Annotated in this window: 18 protein-coding genes; 5 read left to right on the top strand and 13 right to left on the bottom strand. The window is 70.0% G+C overall.

Features of this window, described 5'->3' with window-relative positions:
- Positions 1-3 precede the first annotated feature (3 nt).
- Positions 4-795 carry an SCO1664 family protein gene (locus ACFPCV_RS00390; protein WP_378053194.1) on the bottom strand — a complete coding sequence of 264 codons (792 nt, stop codon included), beginning with the start codon at positions 793-795 and terminating at the stop codon, positions 4-6.
- A gap of 4 nt (positions 796-799) precedes the next feature.
- Entirely contained in the window at positions 800-1,375 is a 576-nt protein-coding gene (locus ACFPCV_RS00385) for a DUF3090 domain-containing protein (RefSeq protein WP_378053192.1), read from the bottom strand.
- A 131-nt stretch (positions 1,376-1,506) separates the two neighbouring features.
- Between ACFPCV_RS00385 and ACFPCV_RS00380 the strand changes: the two genes are divergently transcribed.
- Positions 1,507-3,426 (top strand): prolyl oligopeptidase family serine peptidase, encoded by a 1,920-nt coding sequence (locus ACFPCV_RS00380; RefSeq protein WP_378053190.1) that lies wholly within the window; start codon positions 1,507-1,509, stop codon positions 3,424-3,426.
- Positions 3,423-4,343: a S66 peptidase family protein gene (locus tag ACFPCV_RS00375; RefSeq protein ID WP_378053188.1), complete on the top strand. Its 921-nt coding sequence runs from the start codon at positions 3,423-3,425 to the stop codon at positions 4,341-4,343. Before ACFPCV_RS00380 ends, ACFPCV_RS00375 begins: the two co-directional genes overlap by 4 nt.
- Positions 4,344-4,453: 110 nt before the next feature.
- On the opposite strand, the gene ACFPCV_RS00370 is transcribed toward ACFPCV_RS00375, so the two are convergent.
- The gene (locus ACFPCV_RS00370) at positions 4,454-5,152 is read right to left on the bottom strand and encodes an MBL fold metallo-hydrolase (protein ID WP_378053186.1); all 699 of its coding nucleotides are present in this window, start codon (positions 5,150-5,152) and stop codon (positions 4,454-4,456) included.
- Positions 5,153-5,220: 68 nt separating this feature from the next.
- Between ACFPCV_RS00370 and ACFPCV_RS00365 the strand changes: the two genes are divergently transcribed.
- Together ACFPCV_RS00365 and ACFPCV_RS00360 are read left to right on the top strand one after the other, a co-directional pair.
- On the top strand, positions 5,221-6,477 hold the full coding sequence (locus ACFPCV_RS00365; RefSeq protein ID WP_378053184.1) for an aminotransferase class V-fold PLP-dependent enzyme: 1,257 nt from the start codon (positions 5,221-5,223) through the stop codon (positions 6,475-6,477).
- 181 nt (positions 6,478-6,658) lie between these two features.
- Positions 6,659-6,874 carry a hypothetical protein gene (locus ACFPCV_RS00360; protein WP_378053182.1) on the top strand — a complete coding sequence of 72 codons (216 nt, stop codon included), beginning with the start codon at positions 6,659-6,661 and terminating at the stop codon, positions 6,872-6,874.
- 3 nt (positions 6,875-6,877) lie between these two features.
- Here ACFPCV_RS00360 and mptB (ACFPCV_RS00355) read toward each other — a convergent pair whose 3' ends face one another.
- The 4 genes from mptB (ACFPCV_RS00355) to ACFPCV_RS00340 form a co-directional block, all read right to left on the bottom strand.
- Positions 6,878-8,341 carry a polyprenol phosphomannose-dependent alpha 1,6 mannosyltransferase MptB gene (gene mptB / locus ACFPCV_RS00355; protein WP_378053180.1) on the bottom strand — a complete coding sequence of 488 codons (1,464 nt, stop codon included), beginning with the start codon at positions 8,339-8,341 and terminating at the stop codon, positions 6,878-6,880.
- Entirely contained in the window at positions 8,331-9,848 is a 1,518-nt protein-coding gene (gene mptB / locus ACFPCV_RS00350; protein ID WP_378053178.1) for a polyprenol phosphomannose-dependent alpha 1,6 mannosyltransferase MptB, read from the bottom strand. Before mptB (ACFPCV_RS00350) ends, mptB (ACFPCV_RS00355) begins: the two co-directional genes overlap by 11 nt.
- Positions 9,849-9,983: 135 nt before the next feature.
- Positions 9,984-10,184 carry a DUF397 domain-containing protein gene (locus tag ACFPCV_RS00345; protein WP_378053177.1) on the bottom strand — a complete coding sequence of 67 codons (201 nt, stop codon included), beginning with the start codon at positions 10,182-10,184 and terminating at the stop codon, positions 9,984-9,986.
- 15 nt (positions 10,185-10,199) lie between these two features.
- Positions 10,200-11,069, bottom strand: coding sequence for a helix-turn-helix domain-containing protein (locus tag ACFPCV_RS00340; protein WP_378053175.1), 870 nt, complete (start codon positions 11,067-11,069; stop codon positions 10,200-10,202).
- A gap of 156 nt (positions 11,070-11,225) precedes the next feature.
- On the opposite strand from ACFPCV_RS00340, the gene ACFPCV_RS00335 reads away from it, so the two are divergent.
- The gene (locus tag ACFPCV_RS00335) at positions 11,226-11,504 is read left to right on the top strand and encodes a hypothetical protein (protein WP_378053173.1); all 279 of its coding nucleotides are present in this window, start codon (positions 11,226-11,228) and stop codon (positions 11,502-11,504) included.
- A gap of 4 nt (positions 11,505-11,508) precedes the next feature.
- On the opposite strand, the gene ACFPCV_RS00330 is transcribed toward ACFPCV_RS00335, so the two are convergent.
- From ACFPCV_RS00330 to ACFPCV_RS00305, 6 genes are all read right to left on the bottom strand, one after another.
- On the bottom strand, positions 11,509-12,120 hold the full coding sequence (locus ACFPCV_RS00330) for a DUF6461 domain-containing protein (RefSeq protein ID WP_378053171.1): 612 nt from the start codon (positions 12,118-12,120) through the stop codon (positions 11,509-11,511).
- 8 nt (positions 12,121-12,128) lie between these two features.
- Entirely contained in the window at positions 12,129-12,722 is a 594-nt protein-coding gene (locus tag ACFPCV_RS00325) for a NucA/NucB deoxyribonuclease domain-containing protein (RefSeq protein WP_378053169.1), read from the bottom strand.
- 87 nt (positions 12,723-12,809) lie between these two features.
- Positions 12,810-14,435, bottom strand: a complete 1,626-nt coding sequence (locus ACFPCV_RS00320) for a dipeptide ABC transporter ATP-binding protein (protein ID WP_378053167.1) — start codon at positions 14,433-14,435, stop codon at positions 12,810-12,812.
- 1 nt (position 14,436) lies between these two features.
- Positions 14,437-15,339, bottom strand: a complete 903-nt coding sequence (locus ACFPCV_RS00315) for an ABC transporter permease (RefSeq protein WP_378053165.1) — start codon at positions 15,337-15,339, stop codon at positions 14,437-14,439.
- On the bottom strand, positions 15,336-16,352 hold the full coding sequence (locus ACFPCV_RS00310; protein ID WP_378054997.1) for an ABC transporter permease: 1,017 nt from the start codon (positions 16,350-16,352) through the stop codon (positions 15,336-15,338). Before ACFPCV_RS00310 ends, ACFPCV_RS00315 begins: the two co-directional genes overlap by 4 nt.
- Before the next feature lie 28 nt (positions 16,353-16,380).
- The gene (locus ACFPCV_RS00305; protein WP_378053163.1) at positions 16,381-18,267 is read right to left on the bottom strand and encodes an ABC transporter substrate-binding protein; all 1,887 of its coding nucleotides are present in this window, start codon (positions 18,265-18,267) and stop codon (positions 16,381-16,383) included.
- Between the last annotated feature and the right edge of the window lie 90 nt (positions 18,268-18,357).

Genomic DNA, 18,357 nt, shown 5'->3' with positions numbered 1-18,357 from the left:
AGGTCAGAACGCGGGCCAGGGAATCGCCCGCCAGTCCGAGCCCGGCGTCGGGAACTCCCCTGCCGACAACAGCGCCGACACCCGGGACCGCAACGCCCTGACCTCGGCCTTCGTCACGTGCTGTGCGAGCTCGACCGACAGGTCGTCGAGCCCGGCCCGCAGTGTCTCCAGCATGCCGACCACGTCCTCGGGCAGCCGCTCGCCGACCCAGCCCCACAGGACGGTCCGCAGCTTGTGCTCTGTGTGCAGGCAGATGCCGTGGTCCACGCCGTACACCTGCCCGTCGGTACCGTGCAGCACATGGCCACCCTTGCGGTCCGCGTTGTTGAGCACCACGTCCAGCGCCGACATCATCCGCACGCTCGGGTGGTCCGCGTGTGCGAGCACCGCGGGCTCACCGAACCGGTCATGCGCGCGCAGCACCATCCGCCACCCCGGCGGCAGGTCCTCCGGCGCGCACACATCGACCAGGTCGTCGCCCTCCTTGGTGTCCACCCACAGCTGCACCATGCCCGGCCCGAACGGGCCGGAGCGCAGCACGGTCGGCGGGACCACCGTCAGCCCGGCGGCCTGCGACACGAGGTAGGAGCCGACTTCGCGGCCCGCGAGCGTGCCGTCGGGGAAGTCCCACAGTGCGCGCTCGCCGCTGACCGGCTTGTACACGCAGCGCGCGACCTCGTCCCCACCGGAGATCTCGCAGTAGAGCGTGGCGTTGGAGGCGTCGACCAGGCGACCCTCGATCTCGATCCGTCCTCGTGTGAGCAGCTCGAGGACACCCGGATCCGACGGCAGCAACTCCCTATTCCGCCTCGTCGTCCTCGGTGCGCCGGTAGCCGTTCTGGCGCGGGCACACGTGCCCGGCCGGGTCGAGCGGCTCACCGCACAGCGGGCACGGCTTGCGGCCCGCGTTGATCACCCGGTCGGCACGCTCGGCGAACGCGCGCGCCTCGGCCGGGGTGAGGAACACCCGGACCGCGTCCGGGCCCTCCTCGGTGTCGTCGAGCACGATCGACTCGTCGACCTCGGTCTCCGTGATCGCCAGCAGTTCGATCACGACGGCACTGGACTCCGAGTCCCACCCGAGACCCATCGTGCCGACGCGGAACTCCTCCTCGACCGGGACGTTGAGCGGGTCGGCGTCGACGAGGTCGTCGGGCGTCTCGTCCGGCAGGTCCGCGCCGAAGCGGCGGTGGACCTCCTCGAGCAACGAGCCGATGCGCTCCGCGAGCACGGCCATCTGCTGCTTCTCCAGCGCGACGGACACGGTGCGGGCACTTTCCGAGGCTTGCAGGTAGAACGTGCGGTCGCCTGGTTGACCGACCGTGCCTGCGACAAACCGATCGGGCTGACGGAAGACATGAATTACTCGAGCCATGGCACCTCCGACCCTACGGCAAACGCCGCGTTCGAGCAGGTCTGTTCCCACCCCGACACGCAGGCGGGAGCAACCGTATCGAAGCCGCCCGGACCCACCACCGGCCCGCTCCCCCGGTTAGGGTCTCCGGCGTGGTGAAGATCGCGCAGTTCGGTAGCTGGGAGTCGCCGCTCACGGCGAAGACGGTGGCCGTCGCCGGCGTCGCCCCCAAGTGGGTCGACGTGCACGACGGCGTCGTGTGGTGGGCGGAGAGCAGGCCGACGGAGGAGGGACGGGTCGCGCTGATGCGCGAGGGGCCGGACGGGTCGCCGGCCGAGGTGCTGGCCGCGCCGTGGAACGTGCGCAACCGGGTGCACGAGTACGGCGGGCGCCCGTGGACCGTGCTCGGCGACACGGTGGTCTTCACCAACTGGGCGGACCAGCGGATCTACGCCTACGACGGGTCGGGTGACCCGCGCCCGCTCACCCCCGTGCCTGCCCGCGAGCACGGCCTGCGGTACGCCGACCTCTCCCCCGGCGCGGGCGGCACGTCCGTGTTGTGCGTCCGCGAGACCGTCACCGGGGACCGGCCGACCGACGTGGCGCGCGACCTGGTGGAGGTGCCGCTCGACGGCACCGGGCCGCGCTCGCTCGGCGCGAGCCACCACTTCATGTCCGGTCCCCGCCTGTCGCCGGATGGCACGCGGCTCGCGTGGATCGGCTGGGACCACCCGAACATGCCGTGGGACGGCGCCGAACTGTGCGTCGCGAAGCCCGGGCAACCCCATCGCGTCCTGGCCGGCGGGCCGAGGGAGAGCGTCTGCCAGGCCGAATGGGAGACATCGGACTCGCTGCTCGTGCTCACCGACCCGGACGGCTGGTGGAACCTGTTCCGCGTCGGGCTCGACGGCAGCGCGGTGAACCTGGCGCGTTGCGACGAGGAGCTCGGCGGGCCGCTGTGGGTGCTCGGCGGCCGCTGGTTCGCGCCGCTGGGCAGCGGCCGGTACGCGGTGCTGCGGTCGGACCGGCTTGCCGTGCTCGACGAGAGAAGCGGCACGGTCACCGACGTCGACACCGACCTGACCGCGTGGTCGTCGGACCTCGTCGCGCACGACGGCGTGGTGGTGTCCGCCGCGGGCGGGCCGCAGCAGGAGGTCGCCGTGGTGCGGCTCGACCTCGGCACCGGCGTGGAGACGATCGTGTCCGGGCAGCCGCACGACCTGCTGGATCCGGCGTATCTGCCGGTGCCGGAGCACCGGGTGTTCACCAGCGACGACGGCAGGCACATCCCGGCGTTCGTGTACCTGCCGCGCAACCCGGACTTCGCCGGCCCGCCCGGTGCTGCGCCGCCGTTGCTGGTCCACGTGCACGGCGGACCGACGGGCAAGGTCACCGACGTGCTCAAGCGTGACATCGCGTACTTCACCAGCCGCGGCTTCGCGGTGGCGGCCGTGAACTACGGCGGTTCGGCGGGCTACGGACGGGCGTTCCGCGAGTCGCTCAACGAGCAGTGGGGGGTGGTCGACGTGCACGACTGCGCGACGGTCGCCACCACCCTCGCGCAGGAGGGTGTCGTGGACGGCGCTCGCCTCGCCGTGCGCGGCGGCAGCGCGGGCGGGTGGACCGCTGCGGCGTCGATGACGTCGGCGTCGACCTACGCGTGCGCGACGATCATGTTCCCGATCCTCGACCTGACCGGCTGGACGAGCGCCGGTGGCGAGACACATGACTTCGAGTCGCGGTACATCGAGGGTCTGGTCGGCACGCTGCCGGAGCACGCGGACCGGTACGCCGACCGGTCGCCGAGCAACCACGTCGACCGGCTCGCCGGCCCGGTGCTGTTGCTGCAGGGACTCGAGGACGAGGTGTGTCCGCCGGAGCAGGCGGACCGGTTCGTCGCGAGCCTCGACGGGACCGGGCTGCCGCACGCTTACCTGACGTTCGAGGGCGAGCAGCACGGGTTCCGGCGGGCATCGACGGTGACCGCGGCGCTGGAGGCGGAGCTGTCGTTCTACGGGCAGGTCTTCGGGTTCACGCCGCCGGGAGTGCCGGTGCTGGAGCTGAGGTCGTGACGCGTGCCCGTCCGTCCCGGTTGCGGGCGGGCAGCAGGGTCCGGCTCGTGGCGCCGTCCGGACCGGTCGACGCGGCGTTGCTGGCGCGTGGGGTGTCGGTCCTGGAGAGCTGGGGGCTGGTCGTCGAGGTCGCCGACCATGTGCTCGACCGGCATCCGTCACTGCCCTACCTGGCGGGGCTCGACGTGCACCGGGCGGCGGATCTGCAGGCGGCGTGGTGCGACCCGGCGGTCGAGGCCGTCGTGTGTGCCCGCGGTGGCTACGGCGCCATGCGGATGCTCGACCTGCTCGACTGGGACGCGATGGCGCAGGCCGGACCCAAGCTGTTCACCGGGTCGAGCGACATCACGGCGCTGCACCAGGCGATCGGTGCGCAGCTGGACGTGGTGACGTTGTTCGCGCCGTTGGTCGCGAGCGCGGCGTCGTTCGACGTCGGCGGGCAGAAGCACTTCCGGCAGACGTTGTTCGAGCCGGAGTCGGTGCTGACGCTGACCGGGCCGTGCTCGGTGCCGCTGGGCGACGGTGTCGCGTCGGGGATGCTCGTGGGCGGGAACCTGTCGCTGCTGTCGTCCGGGGTCGGCGCCGAGGGCGCGACCGTGCCGCCGGACGGGTCGATCGCCGTCCTCGAGGACGTGAACGAGGAGCCGTACCAGGTCGACCGCATGCTCACCCAGCTGTTGCGGTCGGGATGGTTCACCGGTGTGGCGGGCGTCGTGGCCGGGTCGTGGACCGGCTGCGGGGCACCGCAGGAGGTCCAGGCCGTGGTGGCGGACCTCCTTGTGGGACTGGGGATCCCGGTCGTGTGGGAGTTCGGTTTCGGCCACTGCGCTGACCAGCTCACGATTCCGCTGGGGGTGCGGGCCACGCTGGACGGTGACCTGTGCACCTTGACGCTGGACGAGCCCGCGCTGAGCTAGTGCCCGGATTCAGAAGTGTTGGTCCCGACCCAGCGACACCCGCGGACCGCGGGCGGTCGGTGGTCCGGTGCCGTCACGTTCCCCTGGGGTAAGGCTCCGCAGGACACGCGCTAGCCGATGGCGGCACGCATCGCCGCGCCCGCGCCGCCGACCACCGAGCTGCCGTGGCCGACGCACACGATGTCCGGGTCCAGGTCCGCGAGCATGCGGTACGACTGGAGCATCGTCGCGGCGTCCACGTTGAACGCGCCGGGGATCACGCCGGTCTCCGGCAGGCACGCGACGGTGTCGCCCGCGAACAGGACGCCGTGGCGCGGCAGGTGTATCGCCACACTGCCCGCGGTGTGGCCCGGGATCGACAGGACCCGTGCGCCGTCACCGAACGGCAGCTCCTCACCACCGGCCAGCTCGACGTCCACTGTGGACGGAGGGATGGTCATGGCGGTGATGCCCAGCTCGGTCACGCGGTCCCAGTACGGGCGTTCGAACTCGGTGATCACCGGTTCCTCGCGCCCGCGTTCTCCTCGGACGACGGGCGCGTCGGCGACGTGGACGTGCACCGGGGCACCGTCCCAGGCGCGGATCTCCGCCGCCGAGCCGGCGTGGTCCTCATGCCCGTGGGTGATCACGATCCGGCGCACCGCGGACCGGGGCAACCCGAGCGACGCGACCGCGGCGGCGATCAGGTCACCGCTGCCGGGGATGCCGGTGTCGACCAGTGTCAGCTCGTCGCCGTCGCGCCACAGATACGCCTGACCGAACTCAAGGCCGACCTGGTGCAGGCACGGCAGCAACTCGGTGATCTCCATGCGGCACAACGTAAGTCAGTCGACCCGAAACCGGCGCCCGTTTCGCTCTGGGCGCATACCATGCTCCGATGAACGAACTGGGGCGCCGCACCATCCTCACCGCCGGGCTGGTCGCCGGGCTCGCGGCGTGCACGACCACCGCACAGGACCCGCCCGCACCCGCACGCTTCGACCCCGCCGACTGGCAGGACGTCCGCGCGCTGTTCCCGCTCGACCCCGACCTCGTGCAGACCGCCGCGTTCGTCCTCGCCGCCCACCCGAAACCGGTCCGCGACGCCATCGACCGGCACCGCGCGGGGCTCGACGCCGACACCGAGGCCTACCTCCACCGCCACGGCACCGCCGAGGAGGAGCTCCGCAGGACCGCGGCCTCCTACCTCGGCGGTGCACCGGACCAGGTCGCGTTCACCGACAGCACGACGATGGGCCTCGGCGTCCTGTACTCCGGCATGCGGCTGCGTGCCGGACAGGACGTGGTCACCAGCACCCACGACTTCGCCGCCCACCACGCCGCGCTCGACCTGATGGCCAGGCGCACCGGTGCGAAGGTCCGCAGAATCGCGCTGTACGACGACCCGCGAGCGGCCACCGCGGCCGACGTCGTGGCGCGGCTGCGGGCCGCGATCACGCCGAACACGCGGGTCGTCGCGATCACCTGGGTGCATTCCAGTACCGGTGTCCGGCTGCCCGTGCCCGCCATCGCCGCGATGCTCGCCGAGGTCAACGCCGGGCGAGCGTCGCAAGCACGGGCCCTGCTGTGCGTCGATGGCGTGCACGGGTTCGGCGCCGTCGACCTGCCGGTCGCCGAGCTCGGCTGCGACTTCCTGTCGACCGGCACCCACAAGTGGCTCTTCGGGCCGAGGGGCACCGGGCTGCTGTGGGGACGCGCGTGGGACGCCCTCGACCCGGTGATCCCCACCTTCTCCCACGGCGACTCCCCCGCCGCCCGCTTCACCCCCGGCGGCTACCACTCGTTCGAGCACCGCTGGGCGGTGCGGGAGGCGTTCGAACTGCACGAGCGGATCGGCCGTGACCGGATCGCGGAACGGGTCGCGACACAGGCGTCCCGTCTCAAGGAGGGCCTCGCGAAGGTCCCGTCGATCACCCTCGTCACGCCGGACGACCCGGACATGTCGGCGGGCATCGTGTGCTGCGAGGTCGACGGCATGGACGCCTACTCCGCGGTCGTGATGCTGCGGCAGGCCGGTGTCGTCGCGAGCGTCACGCCCTACGAGCAGCAGTACCTGCGGTTCGGTCCGAGCATCGTCACCACGCCCGAGCAGATGGACCGGGTCGTCGCCGCGGTGCGCGAGCTCAGTCCGTAGGCAGCACGGCGCCGGTCTCCAGCAGCGACGTGAGGCTGGAGATGATCGCGGGCCAGCCCTCGCTGACGCCCGACAGCGTGCGCTCGCCCGGCATCGTGGACGACGGTCAACCTCACTGGTCAGCGGACGAAGCCCTGGCGTGCGGCACGTCGAGGCGAGATCGCGTCGCTATGCTGTCGCGATGATGGACAGCACCGCGACACCGCCCAGGACGGTGTGCCACAGCTGCAGGCAGATCACCCAGTACCGCGCCGAGGACGGCTCGGTGCGGCCGATGATCCTGCCCGGCTCCGGCGTCGTCTTCGCGGAGAAGTCCTCCGGCATCATGGTCGAGCTGCCCTGCCCGGCCTGCGAGGAGGACCCCGGCTGGGTACCGGGCTTCATCGCCCCCGTCTGACCGCTACGCCCGCGCCACCGGCCGCACGAGCGCGTACCCCGCCCACGCCGACAACGCGATCGCCGCGACCATCAGCGGCCACTCGTACAGCAGCTGCTCCCCCGCCGCGGAGTACGGCGCCACCATGAACACCGACACCCCGGCCGCCACCGCGAGCCAGCGCGGACGCCACGGCAGCGCCGCCCCCAGGGCGAGCGCCCACGTCAGGTACCAGGGCAGCATGGTCGCGGACAGCACCGCGACCAGCAGCAACGCGATCGCCGCGCGCCGCACCGCGTCCTGGCCGCCGTCGCGCGCGAGCCACCACTGCCGCAGCACCAGCACGACCATCAGCGCCAACCCGAGCAGCCGGGTCACCGTCACGAACGGGTCGCGCGGCACGTCGGCCACGACGCTGACCAGCCCGTGCACCAGCTCCCCGAGCGCGGTCGGCGGCGACAGCCAGTTCACCAGCCGCGACGACGCGTTCACCATCGTCAGCCAACCGAGGTCCACCCACGCCGCCAGCGACACGACCGCGAACACGGCCACGAAGACCCCGAGCGCGCAGGCCGTGGCACGCACGAAGTTCCGCCACCGCGTCGAGCCCAGCCGCGCCGCCCACACCCACACCAGGAACGGCAGCGCGATCCCGGCACTCGCCTTCACCGCCACGCCGAGCGTGACCACGGCGATGCCGAGCACATGCCTGCGGTCCAGCACGAGCAGCGTGCCCGCCGCGAGGAACCCGATCATCAGCAGGTCGTTGTGCGGACCGCCGACCAGGTGCACCACCGTGAGCGGTCCGGCGAGCAGCAGCCACGCCGCGACCGGCAGCCGCCCGCCGAGATGCCGCACCAGCCCGGGCAACGCCCACACCAGCAGCGCGAGCCCCGCGACCTCGATGAGCCGGGTGACCACGATCCCCGCGTACACGTGCGAGCCGACCAGCCACACCGTGCCCTTGGTGAGCAGGATGAACAGCGGCCCGTACGGGGCGGGCGTGCCCTGCCAGAACGGGTGGACGTTGTTGAGGATCTCCGACGTGTCCCCGAGCACGGTCGGCGGCACTGTGAAGGGGTCGAGCCCCGCCAGCGCGACCGCGCCCTGCGCGAGGTAGGAGAACACGTCGCGGGTGAACAGTGCCGGTGCGAACAGCATCGGCACTGTCCAGCACGCGGCCGCGACCAGCACCGACCGGGTTCGCACGCGGTCGGCGAGCACGAGCCTCCCGAGCCGGATCCACGCCAACACCAGCAGCCCGTAGCCCAGGTACACGACCAGCTCGGCGAGCATGTGGCCGTGGCCGTAGTTCACCCAGTCCAGTGAGCCGGACAGGAACGGGTGCCGCAGGGAGCCCGCCCCGGCCGCGAAGCTCGCGACCAGCAGGACGAGGCTGCCGACCGTGCCGAGGACGATGGTGCCCGTCGGGTGCGCCCGCTCGTCGGGCACGGGATCGGCCGCTTTCTCGGCCGTGTCAGCGCTCAACGCCCGCCCCGCGCGACAGGAACGGCTCGCGAGCGGGGAAGAGGTTGAGCGGGTCACGGCGCAGCAGCGACAGCCCGGCGAGGATCGAGATGCCGGCGGCCAGCGCCATGAACAACCAGTCGTAGAGCAGGTCGTCGCCTGCCGGGGAGTAGGTCAGCACGAGGAACACCGCGAACGTCACCAGCACGGCGAGCTGGCGGCGCTCCCAGCGCAGCGCGGCGGCGAGCACGAATCCCCACACCAGGTACCACGGCAGCGTGGCCGGCGACAGGACGGCGAACGCGAACAGCGCGATGGCCGCGCGGCGGATGGCGTCGGGGCCACCGTCGCGGGCGCGCCACCACTGGCGGACCAGGATCCACGCCAGCAGGACGCCGCCGACCACGCGCATGACGGTGACGAACCAGACCTTCGGCGCCTCGACGAACACGCCGACGAGCCCGTGCAGGATCTCGCCGGCACCGGTCGGGATGGACAGCCAGTTCACGATCGCGGTCGGCGCGTCGAGCGCGGAGATCCAGCCGAGGTTGACACCCGACACGAACGTGGCGGCCGCGAACGTCACCACGAAGATGCCGACCGAGGCGGCACAGGCGCGGGTGAAGTTGCGCCAGCGGGTGGACTCCAGGTGCCCTGCCCACACCCACACCAGGAACGGCAGCGCCACCGCGGCGGTGGCCTTCACCGCGACCGCCAGTGTGACGACGATCATGCCCAGCACATGTCTGCGGTCGAGCACCAGCACCGTGCCGACGGCGAGCAGACCCACCATGAGCACGTCGTTGTGCGGACCGCCGACCAGGTGCACGACGGTCATCGGGCCCGCGACGGCGAGCCACAGCGCCACCGGGAGCTTGCCGCCGAGGTGTCGCACCAGCCCCGGCATCGCCACCACTATCAGCCCGACGCCGACGACCAGGCCGAGCTTCATGAGGACGACACCGGCGATCATGTTCGTGCCGGTGATCGAGATGACGCCCTTGGCCAGCAGGATGAACAGCGGCCCGTACGGCGCCGGGGTGGCCTGCCAGAACGAGTCGACGTTGTCCACGACCGGGTCGACGTCCAGGATGCCGGGACCGACCGAATAGGGGTCGTAGCCGTGCAGCGGAAGCGTCCCGTACGCGATGTAGAGGTAGGCGTCCCTGGAGAACACCGGCGGCGACAGCAGCATCGGGATCGTCCAGCACAGCGCGGCGACGAGCACCGGGCGCGCACCGACGCGGCCCGCGAGCACGTGGCGGCCGAGCAGCACCCAGGCCCACACGACCAGCGCGAAGCCGGTGTAGAGCACGAGGGTGGCCAGGATGCGGCCGTGGCCGTAGCGGATCCAGGACAGCGGGCCGCGGCCGATCATCGGGTCCTGCGCGAGGATCGCGCCGGCACCGAGCGCGCTCACGAGGATCAGCAGACTGCCGACGGTGCCGAGCACGATGGTCCGCACCGGTAGCGCGGGCGTGCGCCGAACCGGTACTGGTGCTGGGGTCGCGTCTTCTACGGTGCTCACTGCGGGGGGCACCCCGTGGGCGTCGGTGGTGGTTGACATGGCGGTCTGAGATTACACAGGCCGGTTGGTCCGTTCGTCGGAACGGTGGCCTTCATGACAAACCACGCGTGTCGGAGAGGGCACCACCGGTAGTGATCAGCGTTTGAGCGCGGTGACCAGTGCGGCGAACGCGGCGGGGCTCGCATGGAGGAGCCGGCCGTGCTCGCCGGTCTTGCTGTCCCGCATCAGCGGCCCGCGCGGCCCGAAGGCCACCTCGACGCAGTCACCGCCGCCCCCGTTACCGCTCCCACCGCCGCTTCGGCTGGACTTGCGCCAGATCAGTGTCACTGCCCTCACCCGTCAGGTGTGTTGCTACCCGGTACCGGGAGCGAACTCGGCGGCGGCGTTGAGAACGAGCGCCTTGGAGGCCGGAAGGCTCAGCGCCGCGACTCGTTTACGCTCCCAGCTCAGTCTATAGGGCTCGGTTGTCGTCACTCGATCCCGATAGATGTTGTCGCCGGGGCTGTCCACCTGCACGCGGTCCGTAGACAGGTCGTTGTCGAGACGCAGGAGCGTGAACGTGGTGCCGATGCCGGGGTACATGCCCGCGGCGGTCGGTTGAATCTGTATCTCGACGTTGGGCAACTCGCTGGTCGCCGCCAGGTGCAGCAACTGCTCGTGCATGACGTCCTGGCCGCCTATGGGCAGCCGCAACGCGGTTTCGTGGATGACCGCGCGCACCCGCGGCGGTTTCGGCTGATCGAGAATGGCCTGCCGGTCGATCCGGACGCGCTTGAGCCGGTCGATCTCCAACTGGGGCAGCCCTTCGCCGTTTCCTTCGAACAACGCCTGCATGTAGCGCTCGGTCTGGAAGTGCGCGGGGATCAGGTCGATGGTGACGACGAACAGGTCCGTCGCCTCGGCCTCCAGTTCCAGCATCGCGCGGGACTTCACGCTGAAGTACGCCGGGAAGGCGCCGCGCTTGCCGCGGGTCTGGCGGGCCAGCTCCATGAGGGCGTCACGTTCGTGCCCGTTGAGGCCATAACGGTCGGCGAGCACCCCGAGGCTGGCGCGGTTGATCGGCGCCTCGCCCTTCTCGATGCGGCCCATCGTGACCGCGCTGACGTCGATGAGCACGGCGGCGTCCTCGAGCCGATCGATGCCCGCCCGTTTGCGGAAGCTGCGCAACGCGGCGCCCACCTCACGCCGGTTGCTGCTGACCGTCTTCCCCTTGCCAGCCACTCCACTGACTCCCTTCACGACGAAATTTCACCGTGAAGCTACTACGCAGCGTCTTGTGGTCTGCAAGGAAGTTCACCCGATAGATCCACGCTGAACTGAAGTTTCAGTTTTAAGCTCTGGTGTACATCGCACGGTATCGCTGGAAGGAACGGGCACATGAAGCACGGGTACGTGTTGACGGAGGAACAGGGCACCGGCTCGTTCACGTGGGACCGCACCCGCGCACGGGTGGAGGTCACCGGCGACGTCACCGACCTGACCGAGGGTCTTCGGACCTGGGCCATCGAGACCGCCACCCGCGAACAGTACGACGACGGCCGGTACAGCGCGTACCTGGTCGAACTGGACGCCAACAGCCGGTACGACACCCACAACGCGCTGGCGTTCGAGGAAATCCTGTGGTTCTACGGCCAGGAGCACGTCCCGGCCTCGTGACCCCTCAGATCCGGTCGGCCCCCTCGACGTCCCGGTACAGCCAGTACGGTTCGGGGATCCGGTACGTCGGCAGCGGCTCGGTGAGCCACTCCTGGCGAACCGCGACTCCGGTCTGCTGTTCCAGCTGAGCCATGCACACCTGTCGCGTCAGTCCCAGCTCGACCTCCGGCCCGATGGCCCATGCCGGCCGCCGCTCCCCCGGCTGCACATCCGGCGTCATGGGATACAGCGGTTCGAACTGGGCGGTGATGTGCCCGTCGATCGCCTGCGTGACCATCCCCGCGGCATGGATGTTCCAGTAGACGCTGAAGAACCATCCGCCGTCCGCGGAACAACGTCGGGCGATCTCCGGCAGCGCACCACTCCACCCGTTGTGCTCGAGCGTCACAGTGCACTGTTCGTGCCGCACGACCTGCACGAACAGTTCGACAGCACCGGTATCGGGTCCGCGATGACGATCCATGTCGGCAAACGGGACGTCACCCAGCGGTACTTCCTGATCTCGACCGTAGACCCGGATCACCTCGGCGGTCGGACGTGACCGCATCACCGACACCGTCCACCCCTCGATCTCGTTGACCCAGGAGTAGTTGCCGACCAGAGCATCAACCGACATTCGCGCCACTAGCCGCAGTCCCTCTTGGCCGCGATGTCGACACCGGCGTACGGCGCGGTTGTGATCAGCTCCGGGTGGCTGATCACAACCAGGAACCGCTGACCATCCGGCGGGTGCTGACGGACGTAGGACCCACCCTGGCATCGGTTCTCCCGGGGCGGCACTTCTTCTGTCCTGACATCCATCCCCCCTTCCGAGGTACTGGCCATGGGGTACTCGTCGCATTGTCCGCCATGGCTTCCCCGGAAGCTGCGTGGACATGCTGCTTTGCGGTTGGCTTCCTGCTTGCTCCTCTCCATGGTGAGCATCGCCGGTAGACCGGATTCCCACGCCAGTTTCGTGTTCCTGGCGATGAACGGCATCCGTGCCGCGTCCACCACGAGAACCCGCAGGTCGTCGCAGGATTTCTGGGCGACGATGGCCTCGGTGGCGCAATTGACCACCTTGGCTTTCGCGTTGGCCGCGACCATCAGTGCGTGCTCGCCTTCGCCGATGACGACCGCGTCGTTCGCCCCTACCGCGTCGCCGAGGAAAGTGCCGACCTTGTCCACGGCCTCCGGTGCGAGGTAGGCGACCGCGCCGACCACCGCGACCCCGACCACGATCCGCGTCGTTGTCCTGCCCGCCATTCAACGCCCCCAGGTGTCACCCTGAGTATCGCTGTCGGCACTGGCCGTCAACCAGGGGTTTCACCCGCTCGTGACGTCGGTTTCCTTCGGGTGGGTGGTCGGGAGTGCGGCCAGCAGCGACTGTGTGTACGAGTGCTTGGGGTCGTTCAGCACCTCGTCCACCGGGCCGACCTCGACCAGTTCGCCCCGGTACATCACCGCGACCCGGTCGGCGATGTTCCACGCCAGGCCAAGGTCGTGGGTGATGACCAGCGCGGCGAGGCCGAGCCTGGCCCGCAGCCGCAGCAGGAGGGCCAGGATCTCGCCGCGCACCGACGCGTCCAGGGACGCCACCGGCTCGTCGGCCACCAGCAGTTTCGGCTCCAGCGCGAGTGCGCCCGCGATCACCACCCGTTGCCGCTGGCCACCCGAGAGCTGGTGTGGCAGCAGCGGCATGAACTCCTCCGGGGGCCGCAGTTCGGCCGCGTCCAGCGCCGCAGCGACGTGTTCCCGTTCGTCGCCGGGCACCTTGTGGATGCGCAGCCCCTCGGCGATCGACTCGTACACGGAGTGCCTCGGGTTGAGCGCGCTCGTCGGGTCCTGCAGCACCAGCTGCACGTGGCGCCGGTATGCCTTCAGCCCGCGGGACGAGCGCGGCACCGGCTTCCCGTCGTAGGTCACCTGACCCGACGTCGCTTCCTGCAGCCCGAGGATGGCCCTGGCCAGGGTGGTCTTGCCCGACCCGGACTGGCCGACCAGCGCGACGATCTCGCCCCGCCGCACCGACAGGTCCACCCCAGCCACGGCGTGGGTGACTCCTCTCGTGCGGAACGTCACGCGCAGGTCGGTGGTGCGCAGCAGTTCCCCGCCCGGTGCGGGCACCTCGTCCGGGAGCGCGGTGCCCGCGGCAGGCGCGTACCGGGACACCGGGTCGCCGACCGTCGGGAACGCGGCGGCCAGCGTCCTGGTGTGGATGTGCCGGGGGTTGGCGATCACCTCCGCCGACGAACCCTCCTCGACCAGCTCGCCCCGGTACATCACGGCGAGCCGCTCGCACGTGGAGGCCAGCACCGCGAGGTCGTGGCTGATCATGATCAGCCCGATGTCCTTCTTCGCGACCAGGTCCGACAGCAGCGCGAGGACCTGGGCCTGCACGATCACGTCGAGCGCGGTGGTCGGCTCGTCGGCGATCACCAGGCGGGGCTCGCACGCCAGTGCCATCGCGATCATGACCCGCTGCTTCTGCCCACCGGAGAGCTCGTGCGGGTACGCGTCGCCCTTCTCCGGCGGCAGCTCCACCTGCGCGAGCAGCTCGTGCACCCGCTTGCGCAGCTCGGAGGCCGAGAACTCGGTCCTGCTGTGCAGCTCGATCGGCTCGGCGATCTGGTCGCGGACCCGGCGCACCGGGTTGAGCGCGTGCATGGCGCCCTGGAACACGATCGCGGCCGAGGTCCACCGCACGGCACGCAGGCGGCCCCACCTCATCGTGGTGACGTCCTCGCCGTCCAGGAGGATCTCGCCGCTGATGTCGGCGTTGGCGGGCAACAGCCGCAGCACCGACATGGCGAGCGTGGACTTCCCGCAGCCGGACTCCCCGGCCAGCCCGAGCTTCTCGCCCGCGTCGAGCGTGAGGTGCACGCCGCGCACGGCCTCCACGTCCCGGTTCCGGTACCGGACCGACAGGTCCCGCAGTTCGAGCAGCGGCACGTCAGCCCTCCCGCAGTCGTGGGTTGAGAACGGATTCCAGTGCCCGTCCGCACATGGTGAACGCCAGCACGACGATGCCGATCGCGATGCCGGGTGGCAACAGGTACCACCAGGCGCCCGCGATGATCGCCGAGTCGAGCCACGCCGACCGCAGCATCGAGCCCCACGAGGGCCGCATCGGGTCGGGGTCGCCGAGCCCGAGGAACGACAGCGTGGACTCGGCGACGATCGCGGAACCGACCGCCAGGGTCGTGTTCACGAACACCAGCGGCAGCACCGCGGGCAGCACGTGTTTGGAGATCACGTGGAAGTGCCCGCCGCCGAGCGCCTTCGAGCGTTCGATGTACGGCCGCGCCTCGATGGTCAGTGTCTGTGCGCGCACGAGCCGGGCCGCGGACGGCCACGACGTCAGCCCGATCGCCAGGATGATCGTGCCGATGCCGCGTTCCAGCACGGTCGACAGCGCGATCGCGAGCACCAGCGAGGGCAGCACGAGGAAGAAGTCGGTGATCCGCATCAGGCCCGCGGACACCCAGCGGCCGTAGTGCGCGGCCAGGATCCCGATGACCGTGCCGATCGCGACCGAGAGCAGCGTCGCGACGAACCCGACCGTCAGCGAGATCCGCGCGCTCCACAGCGTCAGCAGCAGCACCGAGCGGCCGGGCCGGTCGGTGCCGAGCAGGAACTCCCAGCTCGGCGACTCCATCCGGTCGCCGGTGGCCTTGGTGACATCCAGGCCGTCGCGGTCGGTGATGACCGGCGCGAGGATCGCGAGCAGCACGATGACCGTGAGCAGCCCGAGTCCGACCAGCCCGGAGCGCTGCTTGGCGAACTCCCGCCACCCGGTGGCGAACGCGGCACCGCGGCGGCGCCAGGCCAGTGCGCGTGGGGACGGGGCGGTCATGACGCACGCACCCTGGGGTCGAGCACGCGGTACAGCAGGTCCGCGAGCACGTTCATGACGATCACCGCACCTGCCAGCACCACGAAGGTGCCCTGCAGCAACGGCAGGTCACCGACGCGGAGCGCGTCGTAGGTCAACCGGCCAAGGCCGGGCCAGGAGAAGACGGTCTCGACGCTGATGGCGCCCGCGATCACGAACCCGATGTGCAGGAACACCAGCGTGACCGTCGGCAGCAGTGCGTTGGGCACGGCGTGCTTGCGCCGCACCTCGTCGTCCCGAAGCCCCTTGGCGCGGGCGGTGGTGAGGTAGTCCGCGCCCATCTCCTCGATCAGCGAGGACCGCATGACCAGCTGGTACTGCGCGTAGGTGACCGCGACCATCGTGATCGTCGGCAGCACCATGTGGTGGGCGATGTCGAGCGCCTGGGAGAGGAAGTCGGGCGGGGTGTCGGAGTAGACGATGCCGGCCGTCGGGAACAGCCCGGTCGTGGCCGCGAGCAGGAGCATGCCGAGCCAGAACGTCGGCGTCGACCACAGGGCCAGGGCGACGCCGGTGCTGATCCGGTCGAACCGGCTCCCCCGCCGCCACCCCGACCGGGTGCCCAGCCACAGCCCGAGTGCCACCGAGATGAGCGTTGAGACGCCGACCAGCAGCACCGTCGGCCAGAACCGCTCCCCGATCTTCTGCAGCACCGGCACCCGGTACACGTACGAGTCGCCGAGGTCGCCGCGGGACAGGTCGCCGAGGTAGTTGACGAACTGCTGCCACAGCGGGAGGTCCAGCCCGTACTGGTGCTTGAGGTTCGCGATCATCTCCGCGGTCGCCGGGCGACCGCGGAACATGGTCGCGACCACGTCGCCGGGCAGTGCGCGGAAGAGCAGGAAGCCCAGCACGATCACCAGGGCGAAGCTGATCAGGCCGCCGCCGATCTTCGTCAGCACGTAGCGGAGGGCTCCGCCACCACGGGTGGGTGGCGGAGCCTCTGCCAGTGCCTCCTCGGTCGGGGTGAGGATGTCCGACACAGTTTTCCTTTGCTACTGACTATTCGCGGTCGTCGGCCGTCTTGCGACGCCCTCGGACGACCAGCAGGCCGACGACGAGGACCACGACGAGCACGCCACCGACGATGCCGAGGACCAGCCCGGTGTTGCTGCTGTCCTCACCCGCCGCGTCCGTGGTGTCCTCGCCGGACTCGGCGCTCTGGCTGCCGTCGTACACCGGCACCGGTCCCTCACCCTTCGGCGTGGCACCGAGCAGGCCCCAGTAACTCTGCTGGAACATGATCACGCCGGTGCCCGTCGGCTGCTGGGGGAACCCTTCGAACTTGTCCTTGCGGAACGCCTCGAGGGCGTTGTCGTAGCCGAAGATCACCAGCGTGGCCTGGTCGTGGAGCAGCGCCTGCATCTGCTTGATGATGTCGATCCGCTTGCCCCGGTCGAACTCCGACAGCTGCTCGGCGTACAGGGCGTCGTATTCCTCGTTGCACAGGAACGAGTCCGGTGTGGCGCCCGTTCCGTCGGCGTTGGGCCGGTTGGCGCAGGTCTGCAGCGACAGCACGTAGTCCGGGTCGGGGTTGGCGCTCCACCCGGAGATCGCCAGGTCGAACTGGCCGCGGGTGGTCTCCTCGTTGACCTGGTTGTCCGATTTCGGCTCGATGGTGACCTCGATGCCGATCTCCTTCAGCCAGCCCTTGATGAACGGGCTCGCGTTCTCGTCGATGTCCCGTTCGGCGTGCGTGAGCAGCCGCAGGTTCAGCGGTTTGCCCTGCTTGTCGAGCCGGATGCCGTCCGAGCCCTTCTTGTAGCCCGCCTCGTCGAGCGCCTTGTTCGCCGCGTCGAGGTCGAACTTCCGCACCTGGTCCCCGGTCGGCTTCCACGCGAAGTCGGAGAACATCGGCGGGATGTAACCCGCGGCCTCGGTGGCGTAGCCGCTCCACACCTTGTCGACGAGCGTCTTGGTGTCGATCGCCTGTGCGATCACCTGCCGCAGCTTGATGTCCTTGAGCGCGGGGTTGCCGTCGCCGATCGGGGTGCCGTCGTTGGTGGCGGCACCCGGGTTGATCAGCAGCTCGTTGAACCGGCGGTTCTGCGCGTTGTTGAGCTGGATTTCCGGGTCGCCCTGCAACGCGTCGTACTGCGTCGGCGTGAGCGGGTTGATCAGGTCGACCTCGCCGCTCTGCAGCGCGGACACCGCGGCGTCGGAGTTGCTGTAGTAGATGAAGTGGACCTCGTCGACCTTGGGAGCTCCGCGCCAGTAGTTCTCGTTGGCCTTCATCTTGGTGAACTGGGCTTCTTTGAACTCGGTGACGTAGTACGGCCCGTTGCCGACCATCGGGAGTTCGGGGGCGGCGCTGATGTCGGACATCTTCGACCACACGTGCTCGGGCACGATCGGGATGTCGAGGGCGTCCATCGTCGCCTGCGGAACCTTGGTCCTGATCTCCAGCGTCCAGTCGTCGGTGGCCGTGACCGACTCCCACTGCTGGATGTAGCTGCCGTTCGCGGTCTGGGCGGTCTCGTCGTCCAGCATCTTCTGGAAGGTCCAGGCCGCGTCCTTCGCGGTGACCGGCTGGCCGTCCGACCACTTCATGTCCTTGCGGATGTGGTAGGTCCAGGTCAGCTTGTCCTCCGACGTCTCCCACTTCTCGGCGAGCGCGCCCTCGGGGGTCATCGAGCCCTGGCTGTAGGTGGTCAGGAACTCGAACTGGTACCGCAGGATGCTGGTACCCATCAGGGTGATGGAGATGAACGGGTTGAGCGTGTCCACCTCTCGGCTGACCCCGATCCGGAGTATCTTGCCGTCCTGGCCGCTCGCCGCCCCGGCTGTCCGCGCACTGGCCGGCGCCGCGCTGGCTGACACCGCCACCGGGGCCATGACCAGGGCCGACGCCATCAGGGTGACACCGAGCGCCAGTAGCCTCGATCTCACGACGATCACCTCTTCCTCGTAAGTTGAGAGGAAGTAACCACCTATGGCCCCTTGAAGTCAATCTGTGTCGGCAACGGGTGCCAAGACGTA

It is taken from the genome of Actinophytocola glycyrrhizae (assembly GCF_042653545.1).
Taxonomy (GTDB): Bacteria; Actinomycetota; Actinomycetes; order Mycobacteriales; family Pseudonocardiaceae; genus Actinophytocola; species Actinophytocola glycyrrhizae.
The sequence above is the reverse complement of the archived record's forward strand: the minus strand, read 5'-3'. Positions and strand labels throughout refer to the sequence as shown.

What these genes read in the sequence shown, in the direction of transcription:
- ACFPCV_RS00365 (WP_378053184.1), top strand. Translation starts at nt 5,221, where the DNA reads ATGAACGAACTGGGGCGCCGCACCATCCTCACCGCCGGGCTGGTCGCC.
- ACFPCV_RS00370 (WP_378053186.1), bottom strand. Translation starts at nt 5,152, where the DNA reads ATGGAGATCACCGAGTTGCTGCCGTGCCTGCACCAGGTCGGCCTTGAG.
- ACFPCV_RS00385 (WP_378053192.1), bottom strand. Translation starts at nt 1,375, where the DNA reads ATGGCTCGAGTAATTCATGTCTTCCGTCAGCCCGATCGGTTTGTCGCA.
- ACFPCV_RS00330 (WP_378053171.1), bottom strand. Translation starts at nt 12,120, where the DNA reads ATGTCGGTTGATGCTCTGGTCGGCAACTACTCCTGGGTCAACGAGATC.
- ACFPCV_RS00335 (WP_378053173.1), top strand. Translation starts at nt 11,226, where the DNA reads ATGAAGCACGGGTACGTGTTGACGGAGGAACAGGGCACCGGCTCGTTC.
- ACFPCV_RS00360 (WP_378053182.1), top strand. Translation starts at nt 6,659, where the DNA reads ATGATGGACAGCACCGCGACACCGCCCAGGACGGTGTGCCACAGCTGC.
- ACFPCV_RS00315 (WP_378053165.1), bottom strand. Translation starts at nt 15,339, where the DNA reads ATGACCGCCCCGTCCCCACGCGCACTGGCCTGGCGCCGCCGCGGTGCC.